Here is a 16334-nt window from a genome sequence, read left to right on the forward strand (position 1 = left end):
CGAGAGATGGAAACCACATTGATTAAAGATGTACCGGTTGGCAAAACCCTGCTGACCGTAGATAAGCTTTCCGTTCACTTTGGTGACGAAGGCACGCCGTTCCGCGCGGTTGACCGTATCAGCTACAGCGTTAAACAGGGCGAAGTGGTCGGCATTGTTGGCGAGTCCGGCTCGGGTAAATCCGTCAGTTCACTGGCGCTGATGGGGTTGATCGACTTCCCCGGCAAAGTGATGGCTGAGACGCTGGAGTTTGGTGGTCGCGACCTGCAAAAAATGAGCGAAAAAGAGCGCCGCCAGATTGTCGGTGCCGAAGTCGCGATGATTTTCCAGGACCCGATGACCAGCCTCAACCCGTGCTACACCGTAGGGTTCCAGATCATGGAAGCCATCAAGGTGCATCAGGGCGGCAACCGCAAAACGCGTCGTCAGCGCACTATTGACCTGCTGACGCTGGTGGGCATTCCTGATCCCGCTTCGCGCCTTGATGTTTATCCGCACCAGCTTTCGGGCGGCATGAGCCAGCGCGTGATGATTGCCATGGCGATTGCTTGCCGTCCAAAACTGTTGATTGCCGATGAGCCGACCACCGCGCTCGACGTGACCATTCAGGCGCAGATCATTGAGCTGCTGCTGGAGCTGCAACAGAAAGAGAACATGGCGCTGATGCTGATCACGCACGACCTGGCACTGGTTGCCGAGGCCGCGCAGCACATCATCGTGATGTACGCCGGGCAGGTGGTGGAATCAGCCCGCGCCTCGGAAATTTTCCGCGCGCCGCGCCACCCGTACACCCAAGCCCTGTTGCGTTCCCTGCCGGAATTTGCGGCGGACAAGGCCCGTTTGCAGTCATTACCGGGTGTCGTGCCGGGTAAATATGACCGCCCGAACGGCTGCCTGCTCAACCCGCGCTGCCCGTATGCTAACGATCGCTGCCGTAAAGAAGAACCTGCACTGCGCGACTTGGGCAATGGACGCCAGTCGAAGTGCCACTACCCGCTCGATGATGCCGGGAGACCAACCTATGAGTCATGATAATTCTGTGAAGTCAGAGCCGCTATTGCAGGCGATTGACCTGAAGAAACACTATCCGGTGAAGAAGGGGCTGTTTGCTCCTGAGCGCACGGTGAAAGCCCTCGACGGCGTCTCTTTTGACCTCGAACGCGGCAAAACGCTGGCAGTGGTGGGCGAGTCTGGCTGTGGTAAGTCCACGCTGGGCCGCCTGCTGACCATGATTGAAATCCCCACCGGCGGTGAGCTTTACTATCGCGGTCAGGATTTGCTCAAGCCTGACGCCACGGCCGAAAAGCTGCGCCGCCAGAAGATCCAAATCGTGTTCCAGAATCCTTACGGATCGCTGAACCCGCGTAAGAAAGTCGGGCAGATCCTCGAAGAGCCGCTGCTGATCAACACCAAGCTGTCAGCCAAAGAGCGCCGCGAAAAAGCCCTCGAAATGATGGCCAAAGTGGGTCTGAAAACTGAGCATTACGACCGCTATCCGCACATGTTCTCCGGCGGCCAGCGTCAGCGTATCGCCATTGCCCGCGGTCTGATGTTAGACCCGGACGTGGTGATTGCCGATGAGCCGGTGTCCGCGCTGGACGTCTCGGTGCGCGCGCAGGTGCTGAACTTGATGATGGACTTGCAGAAAGACCTCGGTCTGTCTTACGTCTTCATTTCGCATGACCTGTCTGTGGTAGAGCATATCGCCGACGAAGTGATGGTGATGTACCTCGGCCGTTGCGTGGAGAAAGGCTCGAAAGACGCCATCTTCAACAATCCGCGCCATCCGTACACCCAAGCGCTGCTCTCCGCCACGCCGCGCCTGAATCCGGATGAACGCCGCGAGCGCATCAAGCTGACCGGCGAACTGCCAAGCCCGCTGAACCCACCGGCCGGTTGCGCGTTCAACGCCCGCTGCCGCCGCGCCTTCAGCACCTGCAAGCAGTTCCAGCCGCAGCTCAAACAGTACGGCGACCAGCTGGTGGCCTGCTTCGCCGTCGACCAAGACGAAAACGGCCAGACGCAAACCGTGGCCTAACAACCGGCTTCGACTCCTTTGCTGAAAATCAAAAAGCCCGCGATTGCGGGCTTTTTTTCGTCCAAATCATATTAAATATGCAATGGATACTCAGCCAATCCATTGCATTTATACAATTATTTCCCCTGACTCGCCCACCAAGCCAGCAGTTGCAGGGTCGAGGAGTAGTAGTCATCTTTTGGTGCGAGGTCGGGGCTGATGGCGCTGCGATTTGCCATGGTGAAATCGCGGATTGCCAGCAGGCCGGGGGACATATTGTACTCCGCCTTGGTGCCGGTCATGACGTCAACCCAGGCAGGCGTGGCGTCGCGTGGTGATTTCTGCCACCACTGGATATAAGGCGCGAGCCCAGGGCTGCCAGCGTGCGCCCAACCGAGGTAGAGCGGGATGCGCACCGCGTCGTAGCTAAAGCGCGGCGGCCATTTGCTGGAGGGTAGCAGGGTGCCGTCGGCTTGCAGCGTCACCCAGTCAGTCGGCAAACGCAGTTCGCCAAAGGTCATCTTGCCGAGCAGCGCGACGCCGCTTTCATCGAGATCTTTCCACACTTTCAAATGGCTATGCTGGTAAAACGCCTGCCACGCGGGGAACAGGAAATAGGACGGGTTGAGGGTTATCGAGCTGGTCTGGTTAAAGCCCGAAACGCCCGGCAGCATCACTTTATATCCGGCGTAGTCGATCACCGTTTTCTTGATGAGCGCCGACTGGAGCTTGTCCGAAGCCTGCGTGTAGCGCGGGTCATGCCAGCGATCGCCCGCCAGCAGTAGCGCCCAGGCCATTAAGGTATCGCCATCAGAGGCGTTATTCTTGTCCGCTACTTTGGGAGTGGCATTCGGGTCATAGCGCCACGAATAGAGGCCAATATCCTTGCGATACAGGTTCTTATTGGCCCATTGCCACAGCTGGTCGAAAGTCGCCTGATCATTGTTGTACACCGCCAGCAGCATACTGAAACCCTGCCCCTCGGTATGACTCACGCCTTTGTTGGCGGTGTCGGTGATACGCCCGTCGGCCAGCAGAAATCGGCTTTTATACTCTAACCAGCCATTGCTCTGCGACCAGCCATTGTCCTGCGCCATTACAGCCGCAGAGAACAGTGTTGCTGAAACCAGTGAACAGAAAACGCCAAGCCACAACAGCAGGCGACGTGCCCGAACTGACAACATAAAAATTCCTTACAATCCATTTTGATAACGGAAAAGCAGCACGCCTTCGCGGCCGCTTTCCTGCCAGCGGAGTGATACCGAAGCCTGCCCGCCCTGGGCCAGTAGCCATTCGCCATATGCCCCTTCCAGTACCGCAACCAGCGCGATTTGCCACAGGGCCTCATCACTGCCCTGCGGGGCCGCAGGCCAGGCGATATGGGCCAGCGTCAGCTGCTGGTTGGTCGCCTCAATCTTCACCACGCCCCAGTCGAACTGGCCGAGCAGCTGATTGAGCTGGTCTTCCAGCTCACCCAATGTGGCCGCCGTCGGAAGAGGATATTGTCTGGCTAAATTGCTGCCCATCAGTGCCAGAAAGCGTCGCCCGTCTTCATCATCCGCTGAGGAAAGGATCCCTGAGAACAGCACCTGCACCAGATTTTGCCAGCCAGACGTCTGTTTACGCTGGCGATAATACTGCTGCTCGACCCGTGTATAGTCTTGTTGTTGCATGGTTTTTTCCATCACTGAGATCAATTCTGGCCCATAAGATAGCGGAAGTAGAGCTGAGCTTTGCTTTCATTGTAGTCGCCGAAAGTGTCATAGCCCACTTGCCCGCCAATCTGCATATTTTTGTTCAGATGGTAGTTGCCGCCGACACCCGCGTTCCAGCCGATGCCGTTTTTCGAGCCGCCGGAGTAGAAGGCTTCCTGCGCTTTGCCATCGGCAACCAGCTGTTCCAACTGGCTTTGCAGGTTTGCGTCTTCCGGGAAGTACGGGCTTTCGTCCTGAGTGTAAGACTGATAGCCGACCGAGCCGCTGAGTTTCAGATCCCAATCGTTATATTTCTGGGTGTATTCCACCGGGAATGACACGCTGACGTAGTTTTGCGGGCTGAAGTAGCCACCCTGACCATAGCTGAAGTAGCTGAGGTTTTTGTCGAAATTCATATAGCCGACGTTTACCCCGGTTTTCAGCTCGCGGTCGTCATAACGATAAGGTCGGATATATAAACCGACGTTGGCGTTAACCGCCTTGTTCGAGGTGACGTGGTCGCCCAGATAGCTGTAGTAGCCGCCACCTGCATAGAAACCGGCGTCGCCGTCGTCATAGGATAAATTGACGCTGCCGCCGTTTTTGGTGACTTGCCCCCACTTGTCGCCGGTGTAGGCATCTCGGGCGCCGACGTAAGAGAGCAGGCTGTCGTTAACGGCGCGGCGCTCGGCGGTCACGGTCAGGGTGGTGAAGTCGCCCAGTTTCGGCGCCCACTGTGCGCCGCCGACCAGCGAGGTTAAATCCTGACCCAGCGGCGTGGAGCCGACGTCCACTTTGTAGTTATCGCCACTCAGCGCGGCGTTAAGCTCGACGCCGGATTCGCTCTGCGAACCTGAAGACTCTTTGGCAATGTACTGCGACGGCGAGGCCGGAGTGTTGGAAGCATTTTGCTGCGCCTGAGCCAGCGGGCTGAGTTCGCCGTGCAGCGCGCCAGTACCAAAGCGATTATTAGCGCTGTCGCTGCTTGAACCGGCGTCCAGCGTGACCGGCGTGACCCCCAGCGTGACGCGCGACGAGTCGAACGGCACGAAGGAGAAGCTCATCGGCGCTTTGGCCTCGGTCAACTGGCTCAGACCACTTTCCCCATCGCGCCCGCGCACCGACAGTTCGCCCTGCACCCAGTTGGCGGTTCTATCTTGCAGCTGGTCGAGCATATCGTCGATCTGCTTTTCAGTGGCATCACGCTGAACCACGGCGGTCGGCGTCGCACCCGGCAGAGGCGCCGTGCTGGTGGAAGCCGTTTGGTCCGACTGCTGCCACGGCATCACCGTGCCATACACCGACTGCGTGGTGGTGCGCGAGGTGCGGGTAGAACGGTTGATGAACGGATTGTCGCTCAGTTGCAATCCGGCAATCTGCGACGAGCCGCCATCCGCGCCTTCCAGCCCGATCATCTTGCCTTTCGCCGAACGCAGCAGCGCCAGCGCCTGCTGATGGTCGCCTTCGGCTTCGGCCACTCGCGCCGCCAGCAGCAGTCGCTCTGGGGTGCGCGGGCCGGTCAAACCGTTCATCAATTGCTGCGCCCGCGAGGTATCGCCTTCTGCCAGCGCGATGTTAATCGCACCCACCCTGGCGTCCTGCGTCGGCGTGTCGTTGCTCATCAGGTAGTTATAAACCTGACCGGCCTGTTTATTCATTTTGCCGGACTGGTACAGACGGGCCATCGCCAGCATCAGGTCGCGGTTTTGCGGATCGGCCTGCAGGGCGACAACCAGCTTGTCGTAAGCCGCCGCGTACTGGCCCTGCTCGCGCAGGTCGTCGGCCTGATTAATCACAAAGCCGTTGCGCATACCGGCCATTTCCGTTGGTGTCGAGCTGGCCTGAATCTGAGGGTTTTGCAGGAATGCCTGCGCCTCGCCGCTCAGCCCCGCCTGATTCAGTACGGTGATTTGGTCGGCATAGTCTCCGGCATTGCCCTGCACGCCCTGACGCATATTCTGGCGCACAACCTGCACCGCCAGCGGAATTTGCCCGGTGGCGGCTAAGTTCTTCGCCAGCGCGCCCGCATCGGCAGGGGCCGACGGCGGGTTCTGCGCTAAGGCGCGCAGGGTGTTGGCGGCAGCGGCGCTATCCCCTTGGCGTAAGTAGGTTTCTGCCGAAGCCATCTGCTGATTGAAATTCGCGCGTTGGCCCAGTTCACGCATGGCGGTGGTCTGGCTGGCTCGCGGAATGCGCGCCAACAGGGCGCTGGCGCTGGACCAGTTTTGGGTTTCTGAAGCGAACAGGGCGGCGGCATAAAGCTCGGTGGCCCCCGCGCCCGGCTGATTCGCGCCCGCCATCAGTGACTGCGCCTGCGCGGTTTGCCCCTGTTTTTGCAGAATGCGCGCTATGTCCAGCTTCACCCAGACGTTGTTCGGCTGCCTCTCGCGCGCCTGTTGCAGAATCATCAGGGCGCGCTGCGGGTCGTTGTTGGCGACGGCCTGCGCGGCCTGACGGCGCATTGGCTCGATGACGTCAGCCACCGCCGGAGGTTGCAGCTTATTGCGCAGCGCGGTCGGCAGGGTTTGCAGTACCTGATTGGCCTCGGCAGTTTTATTCTGCTGGCGTAAAACGTAGTACAGCCCGGCGCGGGCATCGGGATTGTCACCCAGCTGGCTGTACTGCTGCTCGGCGGCGGCCAGATCCCCTTTGCGGCGCAAAATGTCGGCGCGCAGCAGGCTGGCGGACAGCCCTTTGTCGCCACCGGCCTGGGTCAGCGGCGTGAGGCTGGCCAGCGCGGCGTCGAAATTGCCCGCTCCAGCGTCATTTTTGGCTTTGCTCAGTTGGGCATAAAACTGCGAGTCCTGCGCCTGCGTCGCCAATTGGGCGCTGTTGCTGCCGCCCTGTTGCGCCGCGCGGGAGAGGTAATCCGCCGCCGCCGCAAAATCGCCATTGCGCTGCGCGATATAACCCAGCCCGGCGAGGGCATCGGCGTCGTTTGGATTGCCGTTTAACACAGTTTTGAATTGCGATTTAGCATCGTTGACGTTGCCGCTATTCAGCTCGTCGAACCCCTGACTTTTCGCCGCGCCGCCAATATTCTTCTGGAAGTAGGCCATCACGCTGGTGTCATTGGGGTGACGCGCCTGATAACCCTGATACAGCTCGCGGTCGCTTTCGCGCGGCACCATCCACAATAACGCCTGACGCAACGAGCGATCGGCCTCCGGGCTATTGGCCGCCATGCTGCCGAGCAGATTAATGCCGTCGCGGCGGGTAGATTCTTGATAAGTCAGCACTTTGCCGAGCGCGAGGCGCGCCGTGGCATCTTCAGGATGCTGGGCCACGCGCTGTTGCAAACCCTGAATCGCCTGAGGTTGCAGTGACTTGTCGCCCGCCATGGTCAGGTAATATTCGTTCGCCAGACTGTCCAGCGGCTGATCGCCATTGAACAGCGTGCGGTACGCCGTCAGCGCGCCGCTGATATTGCCCTGCGTCGCCATCTGCCGCGCGGCGGCCAGCTGGGCGGGGGGAATAGATTGCACAGCTTTCGCATTGCTCAGCGAGGCAAGACGCGGATCCTGCGGCGACACGGCGCTCAGCTTGTCCCGCCACTGGTTGGCGGCAGCCTTGTCGCCACTTTGCAGGGAATAGAGCGACATCAAATAGAGCGCCTGCGCGTTATTTGGGTCAACCAGCAGCACTTTGTTCAGCGCGTCTTTGGCTAAATCATCGTGGGCGCGATCGTGCCAATAGGCCGCCTGATCGAACAAGGCTTTCAGCGCCGGATTTGAGGTGTCCGCCGCATGGGCTGCCAGCGCAGCACTTCCCAGTCCGGCGATCCCTACCAGATAAATCGCCCTGAACACCGCCAGAGATAGCTTATTGTTTTTCATGGTTAACTCCGGTGATCGCCGAGTCAGATATCATCGTTATTGTTATGTTCATTGCGTCGGCTTCTTACCCAGACGCTTCGCCGCGTGCCTTGCCAGCAGGACATACAGGCTGAGGCCAAGCAGCAGGGAGATACCCACGGTGATAAGCGACAAGATCACGATATGCGAGCTGGCGTACCAGATGACCATCATGTACCACGGCATCTGCCCGGCCGGGAACTGCTTGCCGACGGTGAAGCTGCGAATGCCGTTTTCATCCGTAACAATGGCTAAATCGCCGCGCACCCCGGCGTTAATCTTCGAGGATTTAAGGTCACTGTGGATTTTCAGCAGCTGCTGGTCATCGGTGCCGGTGGCAACCACCACCACGTGGGACGGCGACCAGGGCGAGCGATAACTGGCAAAGCCGCGCCACGCGCCCGTTGAAGAGAGATAACGGTCAGCATCCAGAGGCTGGCGATACCAGTCGCCGGTCAGGGCATCGAGCACGCTTTGCCACTGGCTCGGCGTTTTCACACTTAGCGAACTGTTGTTGATGACAAACGGCGAGTCGTGCAGCAATTGCTGATTAAACGGCGAATCTCCCAGCGTACTAATAGCCAAAATATTTCTATCAAACAGTGGGTTATCCTGCTCATTGCCTTTCAAACCAAAAGCCACTTCCACGTGATTGACCGGCACGCCCGTGGCATTGCCCGCGCGCGCCGCCATGTTCAGCAGGGTATGAACCTCCCCGGCCGACGGCGTTTCTGGCAGCAGCATCAGCGTGTCGGCGAAGTCAGCCTGTTTGGAGAAAGGGAAGGACGCGCCGACGAAGTAAGAGAGGTTCGGCAGCTGGGCAAAGTGGTAGCTGTTGCTCAGATCGATGTAAGAGTTGGGGTCGATGCGGCTCTTAATGTTGTCGCTGCTCGTGATGCTGCACGGCGCGTCTTTTTTCGGCTGAATGTCGAAGTAGAACGCCAGCTGGTTATCACCGTAAATCAGGTACGGCTGAAGCTGTAGGTTGTAGCTCTCCTGACGGCTGTCGAAGCCAATGCGCCGCCAGACGTTCTCCAGCAGGCCGACTTTATTCACCGTCAGATTGCGCAGGAAGGTGCCGTTAATCGACACATTGAGCTGCGAGTTATCTTCATCAATCCAGTTTTCCGTTGGGAAACGGTAATCGATTTTCACCGGAATGGTGTGCCCATCCCACATAAACAGGTCCGGCGCGGCGCGGAACGGCACGTGGATTTCATTATGGTAAATGCCGGTGGCGGTCAGCGGATTTTGGTCACGGGCAACCAGTTCGCCCAGCGTGACCGGGCGCGTGGTGTCAATCCAGTGCGGCGCATCGTAAGGCTGGCGCGCCGGAATGGTCTGCTGGGTGACGTCGAGATATTCGGTATTGGCCGGAAGCGGGGCGCTAATCAGACGATAGGCGGCCTGGCGCAGTTGGTTTTCGTCATTGCCGGTGATTAGCAGCAGTTTGTAGACCGGATTGTTTGGGTTATCAATTAGTTGAATGCGCGGCCCCTGACTGACAGGCAGCGTTAGCGAGCCGATTTTATCCCCCGGCTTGCCAAAGATAATGCCACTTTGCTGGGGTAAATCATTCAGCACCACCGGAAAATCCACGCCGCGATAGTCTGACAACACGCCCAAATAGGAGGCGACCATCGCCGCCGCGCTGACATCCTGCGGCTGTAGCGACGAGGTGAAAGCCATCGGCACGATGGATTCTTGCATCTGCAGGGCGTCGAAGAACGGGCGCGGGAACTTGCCGAGGTCGCGGCCGATATTCAGCTGCTGGCCTTCCAGATTGAGATGCGAGGTAGGCAGCACTTGGACCCAATACTTGTCCGACTGGTCCTTCTCACAGGCCATGGTGTTGTTGTCATGCACGCGGAAGCTGAGGTTGTTGCGCGACACCACCATGGCTGACGGAATATCCAGCTCGAACAGGTCGCCGGCGCTGCTCTCTTCACTCAGCGGCAGGCTGCCCAGCGGCTGGCCGTTGAGCATCAGCTCTAGCGTGGTATTGCGGGCAATCAGCGCCGGGGAGATTTTCAAAGCCAGTGAAAGCTTGGCGTTGGTTATCACCTGATCGGTCGGCAGGGTGAAAATAATCCCCGACTGTAGCTGACCGCCGCTCAGGGTTAAGCCGTTTTTCTGGCCCATATCGGCCACGCTGATGCTGTTGGCGAAGGGCTGAACCATGGCCGCAGGCGCTGTTTCTACCTGAGCTGGCGTGACTTCGACGGGCGCAGGAGCGGTTTCAACAGGTGCAGGGACGTCCGGCAGCGGCGTCGCGGTTTCCACGGCGGATGCCGCCGGTGCGGGTGGCATCCACGAGGGGGCAGCAGGCAGGGCGCTGGCGTCAGCGTTGGCGGCCGGCGGGGCCTCTTCCGCGTTGGTTTGGGCCAGCGGCAGCATGCCTAAGGCCAGCAGCACGCCTTGAGATACTCGGCGATAGAACCCAGAAGCTGTTGATTTATGAGGTAATGACTTCATGCTGCCTCACTCTTAGTGGCTGATTTTTGCAGCTTGTTTTTGGCGCGGCGCTCGCGCCAGGTGCCGAAGAACAGGTCAAAGACGCAACGCACAATGCCAAATAGCGAGTGCAGTGGGCGGTCTTGCGGGTATTCATCGCCAATCCACGCATCGGCGCGCGACAGCACCACGCGCACCAGCTCACGGCGTTTGTCCAGCGGCAGATTTTCAAATTGCAGGCGGATACGGTCTTTATTGGCGCTGATTTGGCTGACCGGGAAGCTCTCTGCGCCCGAGGCCAGCTGGATTTCCACCTCTTCAATCTCTTCATTGATATAACGCTCGTCCGGCGTCACCAACTGCACGCCGCCCATCGACATATCAATGGTTTGGGTGCGCAGGGAGATGCCATTGGCGTAGTGAATAATGGCCGGAATGGCGGCTTCGACGCGAATGGTTTTGCGCACCTGACGCGTCTCTTTCGCCACGGCGATGGCCGCCAGCAGGATCAGCACGCTAAAGCTGCCCCACGCCACGTTAAGCGCGATGACGCTCGGATCGACATCAAAATAGTTGTGGAACACCACGCGAATAAGCCCCCAGCCGATGCCCATCAGCATCAGAGTCAGCGCGATGATGTGCGGCTTAACGATGTGGAAATCGAAGAAGCCGTTGTCGAGCAGGCCGCCTTTGTCCGTCACGTTGAATTTGCCTCTTTTCGGCGAAACCAGCGTCAGCAGGGTAGGGATAATCAGGTGGAAGGCCATGACGGTGTCATATACCTCGCCCCAGAAGGAGTAGCGGAATTTGCCGTTAAGCCGCGAGTTCATATAAATCGACATCACCAAATGCGGCAGGGCGTAGGCAAAAATCAGGCTCGAAGAAGAGGCAATGATATTCAGGTTGAACAGCAGGAAGGCGATCGGCGCGGTCAGGAACACCACGCGCGGCAAACCGGACTGGAAGCTTATCATCGCGTTCAGGTAGCACAGGCGCTGTGGGAAGGTCAGCCCGCGACCAAACAATGGATTATCCATGCGCAGGATTTGCGTCATGCCGCGCGCCCAGCGGGTACGCTGGATGACGTGCAGGCCCAGTCGCTCGGTGGCTAAGCCAGCGGCCAGCGGAATAGCCAAGAAGGCCGACTTCCAGCCCAGACGCTGCATTTTCAGCGCGGTATGGGCATCTTCGGTGACGGTTTCTACGGCAAAGCCGCCAATTTCATCCAGCGCGCTGCGGCGAATAACCGCGCAGGAGCCGCAGAAGAAGGTGGCGTTCCAGTTGTCATTTCCTTTCTGAATTGGGCCGTAAAACAGCGAGCCTTCTTTGGGAATATTGCGGCCAATTGACAGGTTGCGCTCGAAAGGGTCGGGGGAGTAGAAATAGTGCGGAGTCTGCACCAGCGCCAATTTTTCGTCTTTCAGGAAACCGCCCACGGTGGCCTGTAAAAAGACCCGGGTCGCCACGTGGTCGCAGTCGAAAATACAAATAAGCTCGCCACGGGTTAATTTCATCGCATTATTTAAATTGCCGGCTTTGGCATGGGCATTATTATTACGGGTGATATAACCCACGCCGACGTCGGCGGCGAACACCGCAAATTCATCGCGCTTGCCGTCATCCAAAAGATAAATTTTCAGCTTATCCTGTGGATAATCAATGCATTGTGCCGCCAGCACGGTATCGCGCACCACGTCCAAACTTTCGTTATAACTCGGGATATAAATATCTACCGTCGGCCATAACGACATGTCGGCAGGCAGAGGTTCGATGGTGCGATTCAATGGCCACATGGTCTGTAAATAGGCCAGCATTAAGACCACCCAGACATAAATATCCGCCAAGAATAGGCCCAGGCCCAAAATGGTTTCAATAGTGGAGTTGAAATGCAGGGTTTCAGTGGCCCGATAGTAGATATATCGGGTGGACATCAGTACCGACAGAATGACCAGCACAATAGAAATGCGGCGGTGTTTGATTCGACCCAGAATAAATAACAGGCCGATACTGATTAAGCCAAAAATATACTGTTTCTGGCTATCCATAGGGGTAATGATAATAACTGCCGCAACGGGCAGTAAAAGAAGTACGAGCAGGGAGAATAGGAATTTATTCATCGCTTTTAGGATCGCTTTCTGCTGGAGCTATTAATAATTATCTGGTTTTGGAGAGGCATGTAATTCCCCATCACCGACTTTGATCCCTAAAATAGCGGCGACTTTTTTGCTGATCAGTTCAATATCAAAGGCCGAAGCCGATACCGGGCTGAAATCAATAATCGATCGCTGCGAGGCATTGGCCTCTGGCACGCATTCATCCCTGTGGATGGTGCCTAACAAGCGTTCATTCAAACGCTGCTCGAAGAATTGGGTGACGTCGCGGCTTAGTGTCCGGCGATTGTCACTTTGATTCACAACGTAATACTCACCTTTTTTATTATTCAAAGGTGTGCCAATCAGCCGATTTTTTTCCATCAAAGGTAATAACGACAGCGACGCCGTGTCCGCCAGCATCACCACCACGTGGAGATCGGCCAGCGCCTGCACGGCTTTCAACGCCGGGCTTGGGCCGGGAGGGAAATCAGCAATAATCACCAAGCCTGGATAGTTCAGCACGGTATTCAGACCGCGCTGCAGGAAGTGGGGATCGAGGGTTAACTGCTGCTCGAACGCCATCCGCTGCTCTTCGGTGACTTCGCCGTAAGGCAGCACGAAAGTGTTTGAACCGGCTTTGAGGATGAACTGGCTCCAGTCGGATTCATTCCCTGAGCCAGCGACAAAGCCGCGTGTGTCAGAGATGGGCACGCCAAAGTGCAGGCGCAGGGCGTTCTGTACGTCGAAATCGATAACCAGCACTTTGCTGCCGCTGCGGGCAAGTGAATACGCCAGATTCGACGCGACCGTGGTTTTACCGACCCCGCCTTTTGGGGAACACACACAAACTAACGGCATGAGGCAATCATCTCTAACAAGGGTTGAAGCGGCGTGTCGCGAGGCAGAGTGTTCTCCTCGCGCTGTGGCGCTTTTTGTTTAAACATTTGGCGAAATTGGCTGCCTGCCTCTTTATGCTGTGTGGCAGCCGCAGGGGCCTGGCTGGCAGCGAAAGGTGAGGCGGCCTGGGGTGCAGGCGGTTGCGCGACCGGCGGCGCGGCATCAGGCTCCGGCAGGGCGGCGCGCAGCGTGTCCAGAATATTCATTTCTGCGGGGACAATCGACGAGCTAACGATGTCGGGCGAGACATTTTTAGGCTCGGTTTTAGCATTGGTAATGCTCGCGGAGATCGGAGACGGGATCTCGGTTTTATGCGCGGCGGGTGCAAGGTTTTTGAACTCTTCCCGGTTCACCGGCTGTGGCGTGGGCTGGGTGGTTCGGCCATTTTCTAGCGCCCCCTGAGGCTCATCGCCAGAGGAAATCTGCTTAATCAATGTCCATTTATTCATCGAGCTGGTAATGCCATTGCCCATCGACTTTGCATTTATTTCTTTATAATCAATGTCTTCTGTTTTTGATTTTTCCATGAAACGCTTAATGTCGTCATAATTATTCATATATTTTGCCTGATAGGAATTTTGTTATAAGAGGTATTAGGCGTAAGACTTCCCTGCTTAAAGCCACTATTTTCAGAATGTCTTAGTTAAAATCTAGATTATTTATGACGTAGGAATAATCTTAATGTAACAGTTATCGTACAGTTTGAACCAGTATTTACGAAAAATATGCATCTGCCTCAAATATGCCGATTTCAAAGTAACTCAATGTTAAACAGTGACTTAGGCGTGTTCTGCTATTGTTTGCTGCTGAACCATTCATTCATCTCGTTTTTCACTGCCTATATAGCACACTAACCCCTTTGGTATCCCCCGCGTTAGACTAATAGCCGATTTTGCTCACGTTATTAGCCGCCGCATGGCTAAGGCGATTAATATTAACTATTTATAATAGGGATACCACGAACCCTTCAGGGATTAAGTCACTATTATTCTTTGATATAAAAAGAGAATTTTAATGCATAAAACCCTCGCTTAAGGCATGAGAAAGGGGGCTTATCAGGTATACTGCGCCAAGCTATTGTTCCCCCGTTTGCACTGTTAGGATAGGCGGGTTGATCAGGTTGGCAAGTCATGGAGAATTAGGTTGCGGGTCAGGCGTTCATTAACCATTAAACAGATGGCGGCGGTATCCACCGTTGCGGTGATCACTATCTGTATTTTTATCCTCATCCAACTGTTTCACTTTGTGCAGCAGCGGAGGGAGGATTACGCCCAACAGCTTGAAAATATTGCGCATTCAGTGAGAAAGCCGCTTTCTCAGGCGGTGCTTGATGTCAACCTGAATGAAACACAAGACATTCTCAATACCCTGCGTCCGGTAGGTATTCTCAGCCGCGCTGACGTGGTGATGCCCAATGAAATTGCCGCGCTGCATACTAATTTCCCCGCGGGCCGCCCCGTGCCTGAATGGATCACTCGCGGTTTTAACCTGCCGGTGAAGATTTCCGTGCCGCTCTATTCGGCGGCGGCCAGCCCGAAAGATCCCAAACCTTTAGCGTATTTAGTGCTGCAAGCCGACTCCTATCGGATGTACCAGTTCATCATCAGCGCGCTCTCCACCATGCTGACGACTTATCTCTTGCTGGCGCTGATTTTGACTATTTCTGTGAGCTGGTGCGTGAATCGTCTGGTGGTAAAACCCTTGCGGGCCATTGCGCGAGAGTTGGAATCCCTGCCTGAAAACGAAATTTGCAGCCATCAGCTGGCTCTGCCCCCACGCCACGAGGATGATGAGTTTGGTATGCTGATCCGCAGTTATAACCGCAATCAGCAGCATCTGCTTAAAATGCAGCAGAAGATGCAGGACATCACCTCGACGACCGACAGCTCGTTAAACAATGAAGCGCAGTTTATGGCGCAATTGCAGATGCGGCTGAACGCCACGACGAAGGAGAAAGATTTCCATCTGCTGCTGATTGGTATTGAAAGCCTGCGCGACGATGGCCATCTGAGCTGCCCGCTGATTAACGCTATTATTGACGTGCTGCCTGCCAACTGCGTGCTGGCAAGGCTGAGTTACAACGAGCTGGCCTTGCTGGCGAGTGACATTCCCCGCCCTTTTATGGCGATGCGGCTGGCGCGCCATATTATGGAGCGCATCAATGCCCCGCAGCAGAGCGATGTCACGCCGCTGGCGCTGCACCCGACGGGCAGTATCGGCATTGTGCATTATGATGGTGAAGCGCCAGTGACCGCCACGCAGTTGATGGCGAATGCCCGCGCGGCGCGCGTTTCCGCCTACCAACAAGGCAAAAATCAGATTCTGTTCTTCGAGCCAGAGCTGACCGACCGAATTCAAAAACGGCTATTACAGGAAAACGAAATCCTGCACGCCGTCGGCCAAAACGACTTCATCCTGTTTATTCAGCCCCAGTTCAATATGCAGACCGGCAAAGTGATGGGGGCCGAAGCCCTGCTGCGGCGCAGAATGGTGGACGGCAGTTATGGGCTGGAGAGTGATTTCATCGTGCTGGCGGAAGAAATAGGCGTGATGGGGCTGTTGGGTTATAAAGTGCTGGAATTAGGCTGCGGCATTTTGGCGGATTGGCAGCAGAGGGGAATTACTCTGCCGCTGTCGGTTAACCTGTCTGGAATTCAAATCCAGCAGCGAAATTTCTTACCTGAACTGCGCAGTTTGCTCAGCCGTTATAAAATCAATCCGGGCCAACTGGTGTTAGAAATCACCGAAACGGCGCGCATTGAGGATTTGGATCGCGCTTTAATCCTGTTAAGTGAATTGCGCGCCGCCGGCGTCTCTATTGAGCTGGATGATTTTGGCCTGGGCTATTCCGGGCTGGAGTATCTTAATCGCCTGCGCAGCTTGCCAATTGATGTCATCAAAATCGACCGCAGCTTTATCAACGTGCTGCCAGAGGATGATGTGATGGTGAACATTGTGGCTTCCATCGGTAAAGCCATGGATATTCAACTGATTGCCGAAGGCGTCGAAACCAACGAGCAGCGCCAATGGCTGCTGGAAAACAATATTATCTTTGGTCAGGGTTATTATTTCTCTCCCCCATTGCCGCAAGCTGAATTCGAAAGTAAGTTTTGCGGGAAATAACTTTAGTTTTAAAACTAAAGTTAGCGCGAGTTATTTATCTCCAATAAATGCCTCCCTTCTTTTAATAGCAAAAATAGCGTTAAGGTTTTAGTGACTTCCCCCGTGGGGCAACAGTTCTTATGTATTTTCTCGCCTATTACTTTTTAACTGAATCGTTTCAGCTCTTATTTTAAAACAAAGATAATTACAAAGCGGAACAAAT

At 56.0% G+C, this 16334-nt stretch carries 10 protein-coding genes; 3 read left to right on the plus strand and 7 right to left on the minus strand.

Annotated features, from left to right (window positions below; translation table 11 throughout):
* The first annotated feature begins 6 nt into the window (after positions 1-6).
* Positions 7-1032 carry a dipeptide ABC transporter ATP-binding protein gene (gene dppD, locus ACT3RR_RS12300; RefSeq protein ID WP_051899565.1) on the plus strand — a complete coding sequence of 342 codons (1026 nt, stop codon included), beginning with the start codon at positions 7-9 and terminating at the stop codon, positions 1030-1032.
* A complete protein-coding gene (gene dppF / locus ACT3RR_RS12305) occupies positions 1022-2038 on the plus strand; it encodes a dipeptide ABC transporter ATP-binding subunit DppF (RefSeq protein WP_034794069.1) in 1017 nt (338 codons plus the stop codon). The genes dppD and dppF overlap by 11 nt, the downstream gene beginning before the upstream one ends.
* Positions 2039-2154: 116 nt before the next feature.
* Here dppF and ACT3RR_RS12310 read toward each other — a convergent pair whose 3' ends face one another.
* From ACT3RR_RS12310 to bcsO, 7 genes are all read right to left on the minus strand, one after another.
* Positions 2155-3114: a glycosyl hydrolase family 8 gene (locus tag ACT3RR_RS12310; protein ID WP_496200485.1), complete on the minus strand. Its 960-nt coding sequence runs from the start codon at positions 3112-3114 to the stop codon at positions 2155-2157.
* A 96-nt stretch (positions 3115-3210) separates the two neighbouring features.
* Complete coding sequence (gene bcsD, locus ACT3RR_RS12315) at positions 3211-3690, minus strand: cellulose biosynthesis protein BcsD (RefSeq protein ID WP_396131795.1); 480 nt, start codon at positions 3688-3690, stop codon at positions 3211-3213.
* Positions 3691-3710: 20 nt separating this feature from the next.
* Entirely contained in the window at positions 3711-7547 is a 3837-nt protein-coding gene (locus tag ACT3RR_RS12320; protein WP_496200407.1) for a cellulose synthase subunit BcsC-related outer membrane protein, read from the minus strand.
* A gap of 48 nt (positions 7548-7595) precedes the next feature.
* Positions 7596-10040, minus strand: coding sequence for a cellulose biosynthesis cyclic di-GMP-binding regulatory protein BcsB (gene bcsB, locus ACT3RR_RS12325; protein WP_353503694.1), 2445 nt, complete (start codon positions 10038-10040; stop codon positions 7596-7598).
* Positions 10037-12136 (minus strand): UDP-forming cellulose synthase catalytic subunit, encoded by a 2100-nt coding sequence (gene bcsA, locus ACT3RR_RS12330; protein WP_396131798.1) that lies wholly within the window; start codon positions 12134-12136, stop codon positions 10037-10039. The genes bcsB and bcsA overlap by 4 nt, the downstream gene beginning before the upstream one ends.
* A 30-nt stretch (positions 12137-12166) precedes the next feature.
* Positions 12167-12970 (minus strand): cellulose biosynthesis protein BcsQ, encoded by an 804-nt coding sequence (gene bcsQ, locus ACT3RR_RS12335; RefSeq protein ID WP_496200408.1) that lies wholly within the window; start codon positions 12968-12970, stop codon positions 12167-12169.
* Positions 12961-13566 carry a cellulose biosynthesis protein BcsO gene (bcsO, locus tag ACT3RR_RS12340; protein WP_496200409.1) on the minus strand — a complete coding sequence of 202 codons (606 nt, stop codon included), beginning with the start codon at positions 13564-13566 and terminating at the stop codon, positions 12961-12963. Before bcsO ends, bcsQ begins: the two co-directional genes overlap by 10 nt.
* Before the next feature lie 586 nt (positions 13567-14152).
* On the opposite strand from bcsO, the gene hmsP reads away from it, so the two are divergent.
* Positions 14153-16132, plus strand: coding sequence for a biofilm formation regulator HmsP (hmsP, locus tag ACT3RR_RS12345; RefSeq protein WP_353503690.1), 1980 nt, complete (start codon positions 14153-14155; stop codon positions 16130-16132).
* Positions 16133-16334 lie beyond the last annotated feature (202 nt).

This window comes from Ewingella sp. AOP8-B2-18 (genome assembly GCF_052376015.1).
Taxonomy (GTDB): Bacteria; Pseudomonadota; Gammaproteobacteria; order Enterobacterales; family Enterobacteriaceae; genus Ewingella; species Ewingella allii.

Bases quoted from the DNA above. Each gene is read 5' to 3' on its own strand.
- dppD (WP_051899565.1), top strand. From the start codon at position 7: ATGGAAACCACATTGATTAAAGATGTACCGGTTGGCAAAACCCTGCTG.
- dppF (WP_034794069.1), top strand. From the start codon at position 1,022: ATGAGTCATGATAATTCTGTGAAGTCAGAGCCGCTATTGCAGGCGATT.
- ACT3RR_RS12310 (WP_496200485.1), bottom strand. From the start codon at position 3,114: ATGGCGCAGGACAATGGCTGGTCGCAGAGCAATGGCTGGTTAGAGTAT.
- bcsD (WP_396131795.1), bottom strand. From the start codon at position 3,690: ATGCAACAACAAGACTATACACGGGTCGAGCAGCAGTATTATCGCCAG.
- ACT3RR_RS12320 (WP_496200407.1), bottom strand. From the start codon at position 7,547: ATGAAAAACAATAAGCTATCTCTGGCGGTGTTCAGGGCGATTTATCTG.
- bcsB (WP_353503694.1), bottom strand. From the start codon at position 10,040: ATGAAGTCATTACCTCATAAATCAACAGCTTCTGGGTTCTATCGCCGA.
- bcsA (WP_396131798.1), bottom strand. From the start codon at position 12,136: ATGAATAAATTCCTATTCTCCCTGCTCGTACTTCTTTTACTGCCCGTT.
- bcsQ (WP_496200408.1), bottom strand. From the start codon at position 12,970: ATGCCGTTAGTTTGTGTGTGTTCCCCAAAAGGCGGGGTCGGTAAAACC.
- bcsO (WP_496200409.1), bottom strand. From the start codon at position 13,566: ATGAATAATTATGACGACATTAAGCGTTTCATGGAAAAATCAAAAACA.